An 18,029-nucleotide genomic window follows, 5' to 3' on the forward strand; every position below is an offset into this window, starting at 1 on the left:
CTGTCTCCCTCAGATTTCGTCAGCGAAGTGTTTCATGACCAGGCGGATCGGGTTCGGGGCCGCCTGCCCCAGACCGCAGATCGAGGCATCGCCCATGACCTGACACAGATCTTCCAGCAGGTCCTGATCCCACTTGTCGGCCTGCATCAGCTTCACCGCCTTTTCACAGCCCGCCCGGCAGGGCGTGCACTGGCCACAGCTTTCATCTTCGAAGAACCGCAACATGTTCAGTGCCGCATCGCGGGCGGTGTCCTGATCGGACAGAACCACAACCGCAGCGGACCCGATAAAGGTGCCCAGCGGCTGAAGGGTGTCAAAGTCGAGCGGGACGTCGTCTATCGTAGAGGGGAGAAGACCTGACGACGGCCCGCCCGGTTGATACGCCTTGAACGCATGACCTTCGGCCATGCCGCCGGCGGCATCAATCACGTCAAGAATGGTCGAGCCTGCGGGCAGCAGGTAAACGCCCGGCTTTGCCACCCGACCCGAGACCGAATAGCTGCGCAGGCCCTTACGGCCATTCTTTTCTGTGCTGTTCAGGCACTCAGGCCCCTCGCGGCACACTTTGGTGACCCAATAGAGGGTCTCGACATTGTGCACCAAGGTCGGGCGATTAAAGACCCCAACCTGCGCCACGAACGGAGGACGGTGGCGCGGCAGGCCCTTCTTGCCTTCAATCGACTCGATCATCGCGGATTCTTCTCCGCAGATATAGGCGCCAGCACCGCGGCGCAGGTCGATATAGCCTTTCTCGACAATCCCGGCCTTTTCCAGCGCAACGATCTCGCGGCGCAGAATTTCCAGCACCGCAGGGTATTCGTCGCGCATGTAGATGAAGCAGGTCTCAGCCTCAACCGCCCAGGCGGCGATCAGCATCCCTTCGAGGAAGACATGCGGCGTGCGCTCCAGATAGTAGCGGTCCTTGAACGTACCGGGTTCGCCTTCGTCCCCGTTCACGGCCAGATAACGCGGGCCTTCGTTCATCCGAACAAAGCCCCATTTCTTGCCGGACGGGAAGCCAGCACCGCCCAGACCGCGCAGGCCCGAGGACAGGACATCTTCCTGCACCTTCTCCCAGTCACCACCGTCGCGCAGCTCTCTCAGCTTGGCGTAGCCGCCGTTTGCCTCATAGGCGGCAAAGTTCTCGTAGTCGGGCAAATGCGCGTGGGTATCATCGGCCGCAATCGCGGCCTGCACCTTTTCGGGGGTCGCGTGGTCGATATGGTTGTGGCCGATCTCAAGTACCGGAGCGGTGTCGCAGCGGCCCATACAGGGCGCGCGCACCACTCGGACCTTTGCTGGGTCCAGCCCATCTTCCAGCGCTTTTTGCAGCTGCTGGGCTCCTGCCATCTCGCAAGACAGAGAATCACAGACACGAATCGTCAGCGCGGGCGGAGGGGTTTCACCCTCTTTCACCACATCGAAGTGGGCGTAGAAAGTCGCGGTCTCATAAATTTCAGCCTGACCGATGCGCATCTCGACCGCCAAAGCGGCGATATGGTCGGAACTGATATGGCCGTGTTCGTCCTGAATCAGATGCAGGAATTCGATCAGCAGATCCCGGCGGCGCGGGCGGTCGCCCAGCAGGCGCGCAATTTCGGCCTGTGCCTCATCCGTGAACTGACGGCCTTTGGGCGTGTGCCGCCCTTTGCCTTTACCTGACTTCCAGACGCCCTTGGGTGCGCCTGATGGCTTGGTGTCTAATGGTGCCATGATGCCCTCCGATTGAGGCCCCGTGTCTCATCAGAATATCATATCGTCAAATCGCCAAATTCAATCGCACGATAACGACAGTTTATCACCGCAAAGACGTCACTACGGCGCGCAATGCCTCGACTGTCGGCAATTCAGGGTCTCGAGTCAGCGTCGCCAGACAAATCGGTTTGCTTACAACCGGATCAACCAGAGGCAGCACCTTCGTTCCCTTCAAATCACCCAGTGCCCGGACCAGAACGCGGGGAACAACCGTGGCCGCCAGCCCCTCGCGCGCCATGACCATCGAGGCGGTAAAGCCGCTGGTTTCCGCGACCACATGGGGATGCAACCCCTGTTCAGCAAAAATACGGTCGAGGATGCGACGGTTCTGCATCTGCGGCTCCAGAAGGCTGATCGGGAATTCGGCCACCTGGGCCCAAGGGATCGGACCGGTTTCTTTGGTCATGTGCGACGGGACCAGCAGCACATAGGTCTCTTCGTACAATGGCTGCACCTGTCGCAGGTCTGTGCCGATGCTGTCGCCATAGGTGATGCCTGCGTCCAGACTGCCCTCGTCCAGCCGATGCTGGATGGCCGAGGCCGACATGGTTTCGATACGAGTCAAGATACGCGGATGAGCCTGTTGCAGGCGCTTGATCAGCCGTCCGGTGAACGCGATCGCCGTGGGGATCACGCCCAGAATCAACGTGCCAGTGATCTCTCCACGCGCCGCCAGCACCTGCTGTTCCAGCGCCTTGGTATCGTCGAGGATACGGCGCGCGCGCTGAACGATCATTTCGCCTTCCTCGGTCAGGCCCTGAAACCGATTGGCACGACGCACGATGGAAACCCCCAACCGGTCTTCAAGGTTGCGGATGCGCATCGAGAATGCAGGCTGAGAAATCCCGCATTCCTCTGCCGCCTTGGCAAAATGGCGGTGCCGCGCAAGGGCAGTCAGGAGTTCCAGGTCGCGGAGGTCGATCATACTGTCTTTGCTCAACTTGGTCAGAAGCGCACAGTAGCGCGTTTGCGGCGTGGCGAAAGCTCTAGTTGTAATCCACCCTTGGCACTGAGCCGAGTAGTGCGGTTTCTTCTTTATAAATGAGCGCGCTATCGTGATCAGGAGTCGACATAGCGGGCGGAGGACATCAATGGTCAGAAAACGTATCGGCTTGAATATGCGTATTTGGACGCTGGCGGTGTTGCTGGCCTTTATGGCAGGAGGAACTTCCATGGCACAAGAGAACAAGATCTCTACATCAAAGAACCTGTCTCGACAGGCCGCTGAAATGTGGGCTGCCGACGCCACTATTGACGAGTCAATATTTGCCGAGAACTACCAAAACCATCAGGCACCATTGGCCACTGGCGGCACCGGAACCGTCGATTTGACCGCCTGGGCTGGCATTGTCCGGGAAAACCACAAGGCATTTCCTGACCTGCAGGTCGAAATTTTTGCACAAATCGCCGAAGGTGATCGCGTGTCCACCCATTGGCGCTTTTTTGGGACCCAGCAAGGTCCATATCTCGGCACGCCTGCCTCAGGCCGTCAGGTTAGCTGGACCGGTGTTCAGATCGACCGGATCGCAGATGGAAAAATCGCGGAAAGCTGGGTCGTCTGGGACTATTTCACGCTGCGACAAGCGCTGGGATTGGGAAACTAGGGTCAGATACTCGAGTACGACCACTTTCTAAGGATCTGTGAACTCAAGCTGTGCTCAGGTGTTGAACAGGAAGTGCATCACGTCGCCATCCTTGACGATGTAGCCCTTGCCCTCGGCCCGCATCTTGCCGGCTTCTTTCGCCCCTTGCTCGCCATTGGCGGCGATGTAATCGTCATATGCGATTGTCTCGGCCCGGATGAAACCCTTTTCGAAATCGCCGTGGATCACACCAGCGGCCTGCGGGGCGGCGGTGCCGGTGCGGATGGTCCATGCCCGGGCCTCTTTTGGGCCGACAGTAAAATAGGTTTCCAATTTCAGCAGGTCGTAACCGGCGCGGATCAGACGGTCGAGGCCGGGCTCGTCCAGCCCCATCTCCTCAAGGAACATCTGCGCTTCTTCGTCTTCCAGCAGGCTGATCTCTTCTTCGATCTTGGCGCTGATGATGACATGCGCATTGCCCTGCGCCGCTGCCATTTCGGCAACTTTGGCTGAATACTCGTTGCCTTCGGCCGCCTCTTCCTCGGACACGTTGCAGACATAGAGCACCGGTTTGGTGGTCAGCAGCTGCAGCATTTTCCATGCCTTGGCGTCTTCGTCGGAAACTTCGACCAGCCGAGCAGGTTTGCCGTTTTCCAGCATCTCTTGCGCCGTGGCCAGCAAACGATCCTGCTGTTGCGCCTCTTTGTCATTGCCCTTCAGCTTGCGCACCAGGTTGGCCCGGCGCTTTTCGATGCTTTCCAAGTCGGCCAGCATCAGCTCGGTCTCGATGGTATCGGCGTCGGCCACCGGGTCGACGCGACCATCGACGTGGGTCACATCGCCATCTTCGAAACAACGCAGAACATGAGCGATGGCATCTGTTTCGCGGATGTTGGCCAGAAACTGGTTGCCCAGCCCCTCGCCTTTGGACGCACCTTTCACCAAGCCAGCGATATCCACAAAAGTCATCCGGGTCGGAATGATCTGTTTCGAGCTGGCAATCGCCGCCAGTTTATCCAACCGGTCGTCGGGAACCGCAACGTCGCCCACATTGGGCTCGATGGTGCAAAACGGGAAATTCGCCGCCTGAGCAGCCGCGGTTTTGGTGAGCGCGTTGAAGAGGGTCGATTTGCCCACATTCGGCAAACCCACGATTCCCATTTTAAAGCCCATGACGGTCTCCTGATGCCATTCGAGCGCTGCTTCTATGCAGGTCCGCGTTGATACGCAAGCCGGACAGAAGGAACATCCACAATGTCTAATTTTGCAACATCACAAAGACGTTGGAAAAACGTGAGCTTGCACAGATTGAAAACTGCGCTTTATGGTCACCACTAAACTGTTAAGAGCAATTAAGTAGTGAAGAAAATGAAATACCTTGTCGTTTCGGCTGCATTGTTGGCAGCCACCACGTCCGCACATGCTCAATCCCTGATATTCGGGGCGGGCTATGCCGATTTCTCTGACAGTCAATCTGAAGATCAGGCGATCTTTTCGCTGGAATACCAGCATCAGCCATTTCATGAGGCCACCAGATTCAGCGCAACATGGGGTGCGGCGTTGTCCATAGACACGGATGGCGACACCCATATCGGAGCTGGCTTGATCGGAATCTACGCATTCTCGGACCGCTGGTTTGTCGAAGGCAGTGTCATGCCCGGATATTTCAGCGAGGCCGACGAGTTGAACGATCTGGGTGGCAGCTTTCAGATCCGCAGTCTTTTGGGTTTGGGGTATACGCTGAACAATGGCAACAAAATCTCTGTGGCCATCACCCATAAATCCAATGCCAGCACGCAGGAAGAAAACCCGGGCGTAAACTCATTGCTCCTGCGGTATCATTACGCCTTCTGACACCGCTCTGCTGGTGCGGGATTGATTTTCGGGCAAAGTTTCTGCACATCAGGTTCAAACCCGAGTGCAAGGACATCTGATGACCCGTATCGACGCCAAATTCGCTGCTCTGAAAGACGAGGGCAAGAAAGCCTTTGTCGCCTATATCATGGCAGGAGATCCAGACTTTGAAACTTCGCTGGAGGTTGTAATGGGCCTGCCCGGGGCCGGTGTCGATGTTATCGAATTGGGTCTGCCCTTCACCGATCCCATGGCGGACGGCCCGACCATTCAGGCCGCAGGACAACGGGCGCTGGACTCTGGCATGACGCTGCAACGCACCCTGGACCTGGCGCGCGCCTTCCGCGAGAGCGACGAAACCACCCCAATTGTTCTGATGGGGTACTACAACCCGATCTACAACCGGGGCGTCGACACGTTTCTGGCCGACGCCAATGAAGCCGGGATCGACGGTCTGATCGTTGTCGACCTGCCCCCAGAAGAAGATGACGAGCTGTGCCTGCCAGCGCAGGCGGCCGGATTGAACTTTATTCGTCTGGCTACGCCGACGACCGACGACAAGCGCCTGCCGCGCGTTCTGCAGAACACGTCGGGCTTTGTCTATTATGTTTCGATCACAGGCATCACCGGCGCGGCCGAGGCACAGGCAACCGATGTGGGTCCCGAGGTTTCGCGGATAAAAGCGGCCACCGATCTACCCGTCATTGTCGGGTTCGGCATCAATACGCCGGAAAAATCCAAAGCCATCGCCAGTGTCGCTGATGGTGCAGTTGTGGGCTCTGCCATCGTCAGCCAGATCGGCGCGGGCAAACCCGCCAGCGAGGTGCTGGATTTCGTCAAGACCCTCGCAGATGGGGCCCACGCTGCCTGAAAAATACTTCAATCCGATAGGATTGGTGCACCGCGGTTGGCCTTGGCCTGCCGCGGTTTTGTTTTGCACCCGTATCAGCGCGGCAACCAACCGCATAACTGCCAAGTTGCGGTCGGTTGGAATAATTGGTAAAGAAACCTAACCAATATTGCGAAAGCCGGAACTCATGCCCGTCATCACCAATATCCAGGACCTTAAACGGATTTACGAACGCCGCGTGCCGCGGATGTTCTTCGACTATGCCGAAAGCGGCAGCTGGACTGAGCAGACGTTTCGCGAGAATACCACAGATTTCGAGGATGTCCGGCTGCGCCAACGGGTTGCGGTGGATATGTCCGGGCGAACGACTGCTTCCCAGATGATAGGGCAGGATGTCGCGATGCCCGTCGCACTGGCGCCAGTGGGTCTGACCGGCATGCAGCACGCCGACGGTGAGATCAAAGCCGCAAGGGCCGCCGAAGAATTCGGCGTGCCGTTCACCTTGTCGACCATGTCGATAAACTCCATCGAGGATGTCGCCGAAGCCACGTCCAAGCCTTTCTGGTTTCAGTTGTACACCATGAAGGACCAGGATTACGTCAGTCGTCTGATACAACGCGCCAAGGATGCCAAGTGTTCGGCGCTTGTGATCACCCTGGACCTGCAGATTCTGGGACAAAGGCACAAGGACCTGAAGAATGGCCTGTCAGCCCCGCCAAAGCTGACGGCCAGGACCATCGCCAACCTTATGACGAAATGGTCATGGGGTATTGAGATGCTGGGGGCCAAGCGGCGCGAGTTCGGTAACATTGTAGGCCATGTCGACACGATCACTGACACCCGATCGCTGGGCACCTGGACGGCGGAACAGTTCGACCCAAGCCTGGATTGGAAAAAGGTCGAAAAACTGATGGAGCAATGGGGCGGAAAGGTGATCCTCAAGGGTATACTTGACGCCGAGGATGCCAAAATGGCTGCAAAGCTGGGGGCCGATGCCATCGTCGTCTCTAACCATGGTGGGCGGCAACTGGACGGCGCGCTCAGTTCCATTCGTGTATTGCCGGAAATCATGGATGCGGTCGGACGTGACGTCGAAGTCCATCTGGACAGCGGTATCCGGTCCGGTCAGGACGTACTTAAAGCGTTGGCTCTGGGGGCCAAAGGTACATTCATTGGCCGGGCTTACATCTATGGGCTTGGCGCCATGGGGCAAAAGGGCGTGACCACCGCGCTTGAAGTCATCCAGAAGGAGCTTGATACAACCATGGCGCTGTGCGGTGAACAGAATATTGACGGCCTGGGCCGGCATAATCTGCTCGTACCCGAGGATTTTGGCGGGCGCTGGCAGGACTGATCCGCATACCGATCCAAAAGCTGTAAAAACCCCTTTCCAATTGCAATGAATCAAGTTATGGACGCGGCTTCACGCGGGCATACAGCCTTGGAGGATGCCCGCCCTTACATTGGAGATTTATCATGGCTGGTGAGATTCCTGATCTCGTAGCTCTGGAACGGACGGGGACAGGCAAGGGCGCCGCTCGTCAGGCACGCCGCGACGGCATGGTTCCGGGCATTGTTTTTGGTGGCGACAAAGATCCGCTGCCGATCCAGATCCCGTTCAACGAACTGTTCAAACGACTGAAAGCGGGCCGGTTCAAGTCGACCCTGTTCAACCTGAAGGTCGAAGGCCAGGAAGACGTCCGCGTCATCTGCCGCGACGTGCAGCGTGACATCGTCAAAGACCTGCCGACCCATCTGGACCTGATGCGCCTGCGTCGGACCACCAAGATCGCGCTGTTCATTCCTGTTGAGTTCATCAACGAAGAAGCGGCCCCCGGAATCAAGAAGGGTGGCGTTCTGACCGTTGTCCGTCCGGAAGTTGAACTGGTCTGCACCGCGGGTGACATTCCTGAGAAGATCACCGTTGATCTGACCGGCATGGAGATCAACGACGTTGTGACCATTTCGTCGGTTGAATTGCCCGTCGGCACCAAGCCGACCATCGACCGTGACTTCGTGATCGCGAACGTCTCGGCACCGACTGGTCTGTCGACCAGCGATGACGAGGAAGAAGGCGAAGAAGTTGCAGCGGATGAAGTCGAAGTCGTCGGCAAGGAAGACGGCGAAGGCGAAAGCGAAGAATAGCTCCGGCCTCAGTCATCCGGATCATCAAACGGGGTTCTTCTGGAGCCCCGTTTTCTTTTGCAAGATGCAAATTTTGGAATTTGTTCACAGATTGTGGTAGCTTCGCCGGCAGCGGCCCAGTTTCGTGGCCGCATTTCCTTCAATTATTTCATTGGAGCCTGCGATCATGACCATGCGTTTCAAGTTCCCAGCAGCCTTGATTTCAACGATTGGCGGCGTTGCCTGCGGGTATGCAGCGCTTGCGCAGGTGCAGGACACGCTGCCCAGTAAAGACGATGTTGCCGAGCGGTTCACGTCGGATCACTTCTCGCCTTACGCAGGGCGAAATTTCCCGACCCGGCCACTTTGGGGCGACACACATCTACACACCGAGGTTTCGGTGGACGCCGGCACAATGACACGTCTGAGCCAGGAAGCTGCCTTCCGCTTTGCGCGTGGTCATGAGGTCACGACAACGCATGGCTTACAGGCAAAGCTGTCCCGGCCTTTGGACTGGCTGGTTGTTTCAGATCATGCCGAAATGTACGGGTTGATGCCCCAGCTACTTGGCGGTGATCAGAATATCCTGTCCACTCAACAGGGCAAGGTGTGGTACGACGCGCTTACCAGCAACGACCAGGACCTGGTCTTTGCGACCGCGATGGAAATCGTGGCGTCCCTGTCTGGCGAAGACCCCCCAATCGACAACCCGAAAGCCATCAAGGACGCCTGGCAGGAGTACACGGCCCTTGCAGACCGCTACAACGAACCCGGCATATTCACGGCACTGATCGGATATGAATGGACCTCGGAAGGCGGGGACAACATCCACCGCAACGTGATTTTCCGCGATGGGGCCGAAATGGCGAACCAGGTACTGCCGTTTTCACAGTTTGACAGCAAGAACCCCGAAGACCTTTGGGCGCATCTGGCAGAATTCGAAAATCGCTCCGGCGGAGATGTGCTGGCTATTCCACACAATGGGAACCTGTCCAACGGGCGCCTGTTCTCTGTATCGAACTTCGATGGCTCGCCGCTGACAGAGGAAAACGCACACCTGCGGGCCCGGTTCGAACCTGTCATCGAGACGACGCAGATCAAAGGTGACGGTGAAGCGCACCCGTTCCTGAGCCCTGATGACGAGTTCGCCGACTTCGATACATGGGATGCGTCGAACCTGAACGGGACCGAGGCCAAGACACAGGACATGTTGCAATACGAATACTCGCGCGAGGCTTACAAAACCGGTCTGATGCTGGAAGAGCAACTGGGTATCAATCCGTACAAAGTCGGCCAGATCGGTTCGACGGACGCGCATACAGGTATGGCAGCGGTTGAAGAGGAAAACTTCTTTGGCAAGCATTCCGGCGTGGAACCCGAGCCGAACCGATGGGAGCATCTGGTCATCGAAGCTCCGAACCCGGAGTTCTCGATTTACGGTTGGAAACAGGCCTCGGGCGGTTACGCTGCCGTCTGGGCCATCGAAAACACACGCGAAGCCATCTTTGATGCGCTCGAGCGGCGCGAGGTTTATGGCACCACGGGTTCGCGTATCATGGTGCGGTTCTTCGGAGGCTGGGACTTCGAAGAATCAGACGCCTCGTCTCGCTTGCCAGCCGATATTGGTTATGCCAAGGGCGTGCCGATGGGGGCGGACCTCCCGGCCAGATCCGGTGAAGGTGCACCGAACTTCCTTATTGCGGCATTGAAAGATCCCTACAGCGGTAATCTCGACCGCGTGCAGGTCATCAAAGGTTGGTTGAATAAGGACGGTACGCGAGGCGAAAAGGTCTATGACGTGGCATGGGGCGGAGACCGCTCGCCCGGATCGGATGGCAAACTACCACCGGTGGGAAACACGGTGGATATTGAGAACGCCACATGGACCAACACGATCGGCGCGCCGGAACTGATCACGTATTGGCGGGACCCGGATTTTGATCCGGCACTAAAGGCTTTCTACTACGTCAGGGTGATCGAAATCCCCACCCCGCGCTGGACTGCGTACGAGGCCAAGAGGTTCGGTATTCAGATGGATCGGGAGGTGCCGATGACAACGACCGAGCGAGCCTACACCTCGCCCATCTGGTACACGCCTGAGGGCTGACACCTCTCGTTCAAGCAGTGACGGCAAGGCTCGACTGGATTTCTGATCCATTTCCGGGCATGAGAAGGCGAAGCGAAAAAAGACACGCGGAGCGCTGCCATGAAACTATTTGTCGGATTGGGTAATCCGGGCCAGAAGTATGCCCGGAACCGGCACAATATCGGCTTCATGGCTGTGGACAGGATTGCCGCGGATCATGGATTTGGCCCGTGGCGGTCCAAGTTTCAGGCCGAAATTGCCGAAGGCCGCCTGGGCTCCGAAAAGATTCTACTTATGAAACCGCAGACGTTCATGAACCGCTCGGGCCAGTCGGTGGGCGAAGCCATGCGGTTCTACAAGCTGGATTCCACTGACGTAACAGTGTTCCACGATGAGCTGGATCTCGCCCCCGGAAAAGTGCGTGCCAAGGCCGGCGGAGGTCATGCAGGTCATAACGGCTTGCGCTCGATTCACGATCACATTGGTGCCGCCTATGACCGGGTGCGCCTTGGAATCGGGCATCCGGGTCGGAAGGAGATGGTCTCTCCTTACGTGCTGAGCGATTTTGCCAAAGCCGACGCCGATTGGTTGGAGGACGTCCTGCGCGGTGTCTCGGATGGTGCGGCGTATCTTGCGGAAGATCAGGGTGGCAAGTTCATGAATGCGGTCAGCCTGCGTACCGCACCTGCCCGGTCTTCAAAAACCCCAACCGCCCCCGCAGCGCAGACCAAACCGGCAGACAAACCGGAGCCCGTGACCGACGAACGCTCTGCCATGCAAAAGCTTCTGGACAAGTTCAGGTAGTTCTCTGGCGGGTGCCGCAACGTTTTGATTGCGGGCCAGTTACTGCCGCGCTCCTATATAGCAGGCTAAAGGGAGGCGACGGATGAGAACCGTGATCAAATGGCTGTTGCGTATCGTGCTGGCGCTGGTTCTGGCCGCCGTGGTCGTCGGCGTGTGGAAGCGCGAAGAGCTAACGCGCTTGATGGCCGTGAACTCTCTGTTTTCCGAAGAAAAGATCGTCCACAATTTTTCGCACATGGATGAAGCCTTCCTGACCGTCGACCTGCCGCGCGGCAATGGCCCAACCTGGGAACTTCCCTATGGTTCCGGGTTCGAGTTACCAGAAGGTACTGACGCATGGATTGAGGAGCGTGCCGTAACCTCCCTCATGGTTCTGCAAAACGGGCAGATTCGGTTTGAAGAATACTATCTGGGCACAGGCCCGGATGATCGCCGGATTTCATGGTCTGTCGCCAAAAGCTATCTGTCGGCCCTGTTCGGCATCCTGTTGGACGAAGGCGCGATTGGGTCGCTGGACGACCCGGTGATCCAATACGCACCAAAGCTCAAAGGCAGCGCTTACCAGCAAGCGACGATCCGAAACGTGCTGAACATGGCCAGCGGTGTCACGTTTGACGAAGATTATCTGGACTACAACTCGGACATCAACCGCATGGGCCGTGTCGTGGCACTGGGTGGCGAGTTGGATGACTTCGCCGCCTCGCTTCAAGACAGCTTCACCGCTCCGGGGGATGTCTGGCAATACGTGTCCATCGACACGCACGTGATCGGAATGGTGATCCGTGGCGCCACAGGGCGCAGCGTGGCGGACCTGATTACCGAAAAGATCGTGCAGCCACTGGGGTTGGAACGCGATGGCTACTACATCACCGACGGCGCCGGTGTCGCCTTTGTGCTGGGCGGACTGAACTTCACGACCCGCGACTTCGCCCGCTTTGGGCAGATGATCCTACAGAACGGAATGCGCGACGGCAAACAGCTGGTTCCGGTGGATTGGATCGCTGAATCGACTTGGCCCAGCGCCCCGACCGAGCCCGGCAAGATCGGATACGGCTACCAGTGGTGGATCCCCATCGGAGCGCACGAGGGTGAATTCCTGGCGCGCGGTGTATACGGCCAATACATCTATTTCGACCAGCCACGGGGTGTTCTGATCGTGTCGACCGCGGCCGACCGAAAGTTCCGGGAACCCGGTGTCAGCGACCAGAACGTCGAAATGTTCCGCAAGATCGCGCAAAACCTGTAAGGTGGCGTTATGCAGAAACAAGACAGCATCAATGTGCTCGGCGGTGTCCTGGCCCCCTGCTCGCGCAAACCCTTGACGGGGTTCTTTCGGGACGGCGCCTGCAACACCTGCCCCGAGGATCAAGGCAGCCATACTGTTTGCGCTGTCATGACAGCCGAGTTCCTGGCCTATTCGAAATACGTCGGCAACGACCTGAGCACACCCCGCCCCGAGTTCAATTTCCCTGGCCTCAAGTCCGGCGACAGCTGGTGCCTGTGTGCCGGGCGCTTCTTGCAAGCCTATGACGAAGGGTGCGCACCCAAGGTGCATTTGGAGGCCACGCACCAGCGTGCGTTGGAGGTTGTACCGCTAAAGTTGCTTCAGCAAAACAAGGTGGATACTTAGTTCGCACGCCGGACTGAATTTCCTGCGCCTGCAAAATGACCCTGCATAACCAGGCAAATCTGGTCGTTCAGAACGTCATCTGCCACGTCAAGCCGAGGCTGTAGCTTTCAAAGCTGTTCTCGCCGATGCCATCGTAGAAAACGTTTGCCGCCAAAATGCTGTCGTTTTCCATCTGGTAATCGAAGCCGAGATCCACACGCGCGCGCGCCGTGTCTCCGATCGGGGCGACACCCGGCACCGTTCCCGTTCCGGAAGTCGTGCTCCAGATACCCGATAGCCCTCCGGTCAACATCATCTCGCCGCGCGTGACTGCGATGGGATGGCTGAAATCCAAACCCAAGCGGGCCGTGCTCAGGCTGAAGTCTTGCTGGGCGATCAGATTGCCAAGGCTGTCAGTATAAGCGTTTTGATCGTCGCTGACATAGCTGACGTCCAGCAAAGGCATCAGTGTCAGGTCGCCGCGCTTCAATTCGCCTGTGACCCTGGATTGGATCAACCAGCGATCACTGTCAAAGCTGTCCTCATACGTGCCAAAGGGTGAAATATCGTTGTCCGCCTGCCCGTAGAGCACGCGCCCCTCGAAAAACACCGGCTGACTTGGCAGCTTTGCAACCAGATACGGTCCGACCAGCCAGCCAGTACCATCGACACTGGATGCACCTTCTTCCGTCTCGGCATAGTCAATCTGCAGCATCGCGCCGATCAACAGGTTCTGATTGATCAGCCGGTGCGCCCCCAAAACAGCCAAAGCATAGGAACTGTCGAAACTGTCCTGCGAGCTCCAGTTGCCCGTCAGGTTGAACCAAATCGGATGCTCCGGGTTGCTTGCAAAGTTCAGATATCCATTGTCGCGCGTGACCGATGTATCAAGATTGCCTGCCCCGGTTCGCTGCAGGAACTGCGTTAACTCGGGTTGGTTCGTCACCAAACTGTTCGCGCGGGCGTTTTGAAAGGCCTGTATCTGACGCTGGGTGTTGGTGACCGCCTGAAGCGAGCTCACCCGGTTTGACTCGAGGTTGGTATTCCCAGCCGCATCGGTAAAAACACCGGCCGGGATAAACAATTCGATTGTCCCGTTATTCTGGGGTGTCAGGGTGGCGACGTAATTTGTCCCGGACCCGGTCATATTGGCCGTGGCATTGGTGACGGATAAGTCGCCAACGGTGAAATCCGTGCTTGGTTCGCTCAGCGTAATCGTCGCTTGAAAAGTGCCGCTGCCAGTTGGGGTCAACGCACCGATTGTTGCTGTTGGCTGCGTTGTATCGACCATGGTGCGCGTGTTGATAATTTGGGTATTGGTTACGCCGGACAAGGCGATTTCATACCGGTAAAGCGGTCCTCCAACTGTTTCGCGCGCAGTAAAGACAACTCCAAGATAATTGTCTGCAGCATAAGTCGAGTCTGCACCGTCCTGACTGATGATGGTTGCCCCGATCCATCCTAGGGCCGCTAGACCGGCTGGCGTGATAGCAGGAAGCGACGTATCAACTCCGCCATTGAAATAGTATGACCCTGCAGGCACCTCCGCAGGACTTCCCATCGATACAAATGCGGTGGATGTTGGAGGTATGTTGTTAAAAAAGACTGTGCCCCCATTTGGTGTCGAAACCGAGGTGGCAATGAAGCCTCCGCCCAAGGCGACGGCATCTTTGTTGCTGCCAATCACAAGAGCCGAAACCAGAACAATGAGGCTGCAAAACCTCGATACCAGGGACCAGAACATTCAAACCTCCTACGACACCGATTGGGTGCGAAACACCGGGGCGTTCGGATTGGTTTCAAACCGCGAACAACATCACTCAACGTCCCATCAACATGGAGACTCCCCGGAACCGGCGGCCCACAAGCGCCGGTTAACAAAACGCTAATTCATTTCGGTTGCGCTGTATAGAAATCCAGAAACTTCAATTGCGGGACGGAAATGGTCGATCAGAGGTTTCACCGGGTGATTGTCTGGAGGAGCGCGCGTGCGTCACACAAAATTCTGTTGTTTATTAAGCTAACCCCGCCAAAAAACACAGATGCTCGCCGTAGCAGGCGAACCAAGGCCTCAATTCACCTCGGAATGAACCGCACTTCTCGATCCGCAAATCTGCAACAGTCCACCAAATTTTCCGGCACTAATTCCCTTGGGTAAACGCCGTGGCGGCTACCCAAACAAAAAGACGGCAGCCGATTCTATGGGCTGCCGTCTAGAGCGTGTCGATTCCCGCGCGATAAAGTCGCGCGCTCTAACCGGCTTCGCGACCTTCCGTATCTGACATGTCAAAGTTCAGATACTTCGCAACCGTCTGCACATCCTTGTCGCCGCGACCGCACATATTCATGCAAATGAGGTGATCCTCGGGCAGATCAGGAGCGATTTTCATAACGTGAGCCAGCGCGTGACACGGTTCGAGCGCCGGGATGATCCCCTCAGTTGCACAGCACAACTGGAACGCCTCCAGCGCCTCTTTATCTGTGATCGAGACATATTGCGCACGGCCGACTTCGTGCAGCCAGGAATGCTCGGGGCCAATACCGGGGTAATCCAGACCTGCCGAAATCGAGTAACCCTCAAGAATCTGCCCGTCGTCATCCTGCAACAGATACGTCCGATTGCCATGCAGCACGCCCGGACGGCCGCCGGTCAGCGAGGCGCAATGCTCCATCTTTTCGTTGACGCCCTTGCCACCAGCTTCGACGCCGATGATGTTGACGGATTTGTCGTCGAGGAACGGATAGAACAGGCCCATTGCGTTTGATCCACCGCCGATAGCGGCGATGATCGTATCGGGCAAGCGGCCTTCGGCCTTCATCATCTGTTCCTTGGCTTCCTTGCCAATAATCGACTGGAAATCACGGACCATCGCAGGATAGGGGTGAGGACCGGCCACGGTGCCGATGCAGTAAAAAGTGTCGCGCACATTGGTCACCCAGTCGCGCAACGCGTCGTTCATGGCATCTTTCAGGGTGCCTCGGCCAGAGGTCACCGGAATCACCTCGGCTCCCAGCAGGCGCATGCGAAACACGTTCGGGGCCTGGCGCTGAACGTCATGCGCGCCCATGTAAACCACGCATTTCAATCCAAATTTGGCACAGACAGTGGCAGTTGCCACGCCATGTTGTCCTGCGCCGGTTTCCGCAATGATACGGGTCTTGCCCATGCGCCGTGCCAGAATGATCTGCCCCAGCACGTTGTTGATCTTGTGCGCGCCGGTGTGGTTCAGCTCATCGCGCTTGAGGTAGATCTTGGCTCCACCCAAATGCTGGGTCAGGCGTTCCGCAAAATACAGCGGCGAGGGGCGACCCACGTAATTTGCCCAAAGGTCGTCCATCTCGGCCCAGAAGGTCGGATCATCCTTGGCTTTGTCATATTCCTCTTCCAGCGACAGGATCAGTGGCATCAGCGTTTCGCTGACAAACCGTCCGCCAAAAATGCCAAAACGGCCGCGTTCGTCAGGGCCGGACATGAAGGAATTGAAAATATCGTTGGCCATGGGTGTCTCCATCGTCGTACCCGTTGTTCATAGGAGGTGGCCGCAGGATTTGCCATGGCAAAACGTATTATTCCGCGTCCTCGCGGTGCTGCCTCCAAACCTCCAGGGCCTGCGCACGGGTTGGGACGGCAATGCAGGCGAACTGGCAAAACCGATCTGTTTCTGCCAGCCGGGAAGACATCTGCATGACCCGGCGATGCGGGCCGGATTGGGCAAAGGTCAACATCGCTTCGACGTCGTGCCAGACAGTGAGCGAAAAATAGAGGCCCTGATGCGGAAAAACCTCGGCGTGAAGACACAAAGGGTCGCCTTTTGCCTGTCGCAATGCCTGGCCCGCGCGCCAGAAAAATTCCGGCGCGTGATACCAGTGTTTCAGGGCAACTCCACCAATCGCTGCAAGCATTTGCGCGTCCTCCACAAGGTGAAGTACGCGGTCAGTACCCGGTCAGATCACTGGGCGGCGTCGATAAATGCCTTGATAAGGTTCGGGTCCTTGACGCCCGGGGCGCTTTCCACCCCGGAAGCGACATCAACCTGCTTCGCGCCGGTCATTCGAATGGCCTCGGCCACATTGCCCGGATTGAGCCCGCCTGACAGCATCCACGGCGTGCGCCAGTACTTGCGCCCTGCCAGCAGCCGCCAGTCAAACGGCAGCCCATTCCCCCCTGGCAATTCCGAGTTTTTTGGGGGTTTGGCATCAATCAGCAGTTGGTCTGCCGTTTCCGAATATCGGTCGATCGCCGCCAAATCCTCGGCTTCGGCCACACCGATCGCCTTGATAACGGGCAGCCGATAGCGCTGCTTTATCTCGGCAACACGTTCGGGACTTTCCGCCCCGTGAAGTTGCAGCATATCCAGCGGGACACCAGCAACAATCTCATCAAGCTGCGCGTCCGAGAAATTCACGGACAATGCCACCTTGGCTACGCCGGCGGGCACGTCGGCGGCCAAAGACGCTGCCTGCGCAATGGGGGCAAAGCGCGGTGACTTGGGAAAGAAATTGAACCCGATGTAACGCGCGCCGGCATCAACGGCGGCACGCACGTGTTCCGGAGCGGTCAGGCCGCAGATTTTGACACTTACCTCGGTAGACATAGGATGTCCTCAGCTGGCCTCATCCAGCAGCGCCAGAACGTCGTCCTGGCCTTCATTCTGCTTTTTCTTGAGCTTCTTGACCTCACGCTCAAGCTTTCGCACTTCGCTTTTCTTTACGGTGGCGTCCCTGCGGTGCTTGTGCTCGCGCAGCCATTCCCACAGGAATCCGATCACCAAACCGGCCACAACGCCCCCCAGAACCACGATAAACAGCGGCAGAGATGTAGACAGGTTAAAGCCCAGTAACTCGGACAGTGCATCGGGCATCAGTTTGAGTTCAACCATCTCGCGGTTGGCCAGTGAGATTGACACCAGAACAATCCCCAGAACGCCCAGGAATCCATATCGAAGATAACGCATCATAGGGTCAGGCTTTACCGTTCAAACGATCCCTTAGCAACTTGCCAGTTTTGAAGAATGGAACGCATTTTTCCTCGACCTGAACCGTCTCGCCGGTTCGCGGGTTCCGACCCACACGCGCATCCCGCTTTTTGACCGAAAACGCACCGAATCCACGCAACTCGACACGGTCACCACGTGACATTGCATCCGTCACTTCTTCGAATACGGTATTCACGATCCGTTCGACATCCCGCTGATAGAGATGTGGATTTTCGTCGGCGATTTTCTGAATCAATTCTGAACGGATCATGCGTGTTACCCTCCCAGGTGACCGGTTAACCATGCCTATTATTCTGGACAGTATAGAAAAAAACCCGGAACGGGGGAACGTAAACTCTGTGTGCAAAGGCTCTAATTTTCAGGAAAC

The 18,029-nt window shown here is 57.3% G+C and carries 18 protein-coding genes; 9 read left to right on the plus strand and 9 right to left on the minus strand.

Features of this window, described 5'->3' with window-relative positions; translation table 11 throughout:
• Nucleotides 1–9: 9 nt before the first annotated feature.
• On the minus strand, nucleotides 10–1,713 hold the full coding sequence (locus AC2TEL_RS07340) for an NAD(P)H-dependent oxidoreductase subunit E (RefSeq protein ID WP_480902933.1): 1,704 nt from the start codon (nucleotides 1,711–1,713) through the stop codon (nucleotides 10–12).
• 85 nt (nucleotides 1,714–1,798) lie between these two features.
• Nucleotides 1,799–2,680: a LysR family transcriptional regulator gene (locus tag AC2TEL_RS07345; protein WP_480840825.1), complete on the minus strand. Its 882-nt coding sequence runs from the start codon at nucleotides 2,678–2,680 to the stop codon at nucleotides 1,799–1,801.
• A 166-nt stretch (nucleotides 2,681–2,846) separates the two neighbouring features.
• Here AC2TEL_RS07345 and AC2TEL_RS07350 point away from each other — a divergent pair, with 166 nt between their 5' ends.
• A complete protein-coding gene (locus tag AC2TEL_RS07350) occupies nucleotides 2,847–3,359 on the plus strand; it encodes an ester cyclase (RefSeq protein WP_480902935.1) in 513 nt (170 codons plus the stop codon).
• Between the two features lie 54 nt (nucleotides 3,360–3,413).
• Here AC2TEL_RS07350 and ychF read toward each other — a convergent pair whose 3' ends face one another.
• Nucleotides 3,414–4,511: a redox-regulated ATPase YchF gene (gene ychF, locus AC2TEL_RS07355; protein WP_480902937.1), complete on the minus strand. Its 1,098-nt coding sequence runs from the start codon at nucleotides 4,509–4,511 to the stop codon at nucleotides 3,414–3,416.
• Nucleotides 4,512–4,706: 195 nt separating this feature from the next.
• Here ychF and AC2TEL_RS07360 point away from each other — a divergent pair, with 195 nt between their 5' ends.
• From AC2TEL_RS07360 to AC2TEL_RS07395, 8 genes are all read left to right on the plus strand, one after another.
• Nucleotides 4,707–5,192, plus strand: coding sequence for an acyloxyacyl hydrolase (locus AC2TEL_RS07360; RefSeq protein ID WP_480902939.1), 486 nt, complete (start codon nucleotides 4,707–4,709; stop codon nucleotides 5,190–5,192).
• A 79-nt stretch (nucleotides 5,193–5,271) separates the two neighbouring features.
• Complete coding sequence (gene trpA / locus AC2TEL_RS07365) at nucleotides 5,272–6,063, plus strand: tryptophan synthase subunit alpha (protein ID WP_480902940.1); 792 nt, start codon at nucleotides 5,272–5,274, stop codon at nucleotides 6,061–6,063.
• A 166-nt stretch (nucleotides 6,064–6,229) separates the two neighbouring features.
• Nucleotides 6,230–7,396 carry an alpha-hydroxy acid oxidase gene (locus AC2TEL_RS07370; RefSeq protein WP_480902942.1) on the plus strand — a complete coding sequence of 389 codons (1,167 nt, stop codon included), beginning with the start codon at nucleotides 6,230–6,232 and terminating at the stop codon, nucleotides 7,394–7,396.
• Between the two features lie 122 nt (nucleotides 7,397–7,518).
• Nucleotides 7,519–8,187 (plus strand): 50S ribosomal protein L25/general stress protein Ctc, encoded by a 669-nt coding sequence (locus tag AC2TEL_RS07375; protein ID WP_480902944.1) that lies wholly within the window; start codon nucleotides 7,519–7,521, stop codon nucleotides 8,185–8,187.
• 166 nt (nucleotides 8,188–8,353) lie between these two features.
• Nucleotides 8,354–10,273 (plus strand): DUF3604 domain-containing protein, encoded by a 1,920-nt coding sequence (locus tag AC2TEL_RS07380; protein ID WP_480902945.1) that lies wholly within the window; start codon nucleotides 8,354–8,356, stop codon nucleotides 10,271–10,273.
• A gap of 99 nt (nucleotides 10,274–10,372) precedes the next feature.
• Nucleotides 10,373–11,056, plus strand: coding sequence for an aminoacyl-tRNA hydrolase (gene pth, locus AC2TEL_RS07385; RefSeq protein ID WP_480902947.1), 684 nt, complete (start codon nucleotides 10,373–10,375; stop codon nucleotides 11,054–11,056).
• An 82-nt stretch (nucleotides 11,057–11,138) separates the two neighbouring features.
• Nucleotides 11,139–12,302, plus strand: coding sequence for a serine hydrolase domain-containing protein (locus AC2TEL_RS07390; protein WP_480902949.1), 1,164 nt, complete (start codon nucleotides 11,139–11,141; stop codon nucleotides 12,300–12,302).
• 9 nt (nucleotides 12,303–12,311) lie between these two features.
• Entirely contained in the window at nucleotides 12,312–12,686 is a 375-nt protein-coding gene (locus tag AC2TEL_RS07395) for a DUF2237 family protein (protein WP_480840845.1), read from the plus strand.
• Between the two features lie 67 nt (nucleotides 12,687–12,753).
• Here AC2TEL_RS07395 and AC2TEL_RS07400 read toward each other — a convergent pair whose 3' ends face one another.
• The 6 genes from AC2TEL_RS07400 to ihfB all read right to left on the minus strand — a co-directional run bounded on the left by AC2TEL_RS07400 (nucleotide 12,754) and on the right by ihfB (nucleotide 17,912).
• Complete coding sequence (locus AC2TEL_RS07400; protein ID WP_480902951.1) at nucleotides 12,754–14,409, minus strand: Ig-like domain-containing protein; 1,656 nt, start codon at nucleotides 14,407–14,409, stop codon at nucleotides 12,754–12,756.
• Between the two features lie 508 nt (nucleotides 14,410–14,917).
• The gene (gene trpB / locus AC2TEL_RS07405; protein WP_480902952.1) at nucleotides 14,918–16,165 is read right to left on the minus strand and encodes a tryptophan synthase subunit beta; all 1,248 of its coding nucleotides are present in this window, start codon (nucleotides 16,163–16,165) and stop codon (nucleotides 14,918–14,920) included.
• Nucleotides 16,166–16,232: 67 nt separating this feature from the next.
• Nucleotides 16,233–16,568, minus strand: coding sequence for a hypothetical protein (locus AC2TEL_RS07410; RefSeq protein ID WP_480840851.1), 336 nt, complete (start codon nucleotides 16,566–16,568; stop codon nucleotides 16,233–16,235).
• Between the two features lie 47 nt (nucleotides 16,569–16,615).
• On the minus strand, nucleotides 16,616–17,260 hold the full coding sequence (locus tag AC2TEL_RS07415) for a phosphoribosylanthranilate isomerase (protein ID WP_480840853.1): 645 nt from the start codon (nucleotides 17,258–17,260) through the stop codon (nucleotides 16,616–16,618).
• A gap of 9 nt (nucleotides 17,261–17,269) precedes the next feature.
• Complete coding sequence (locus AC2TEL_RS07420; RefSeq protein WP_480840855.1) at nucleotides 17,270–17,620, minus strand: lipopolysaccharide assembly protein LapA domain-containing protein; 351 nt, start codon at nucleotides 17,618–17,620, stop codon at nucleotides 17,270–17,272.
• Between the two features lie 7 nt (nucleotides 17,621–17,627).
• Nucleotides 17,628–17,912: an integration host factor subunit beta gene (gene ihfB / locus AC2TEL_RS07425; protein WP_008758048.1), complete on the minus strand. Its 285-nt coding sequence runs from the start codon at nucleotides 17,910–17,912 to the stop codon at nucleotides 17,628–17,630.
• Between the last annotated feature and the right edge of the window lie 117 nt (nucleotides 17,913–18,029).

The organism is Ruegeria sp. HKCCD9138 (assembly GCF_057220975.1).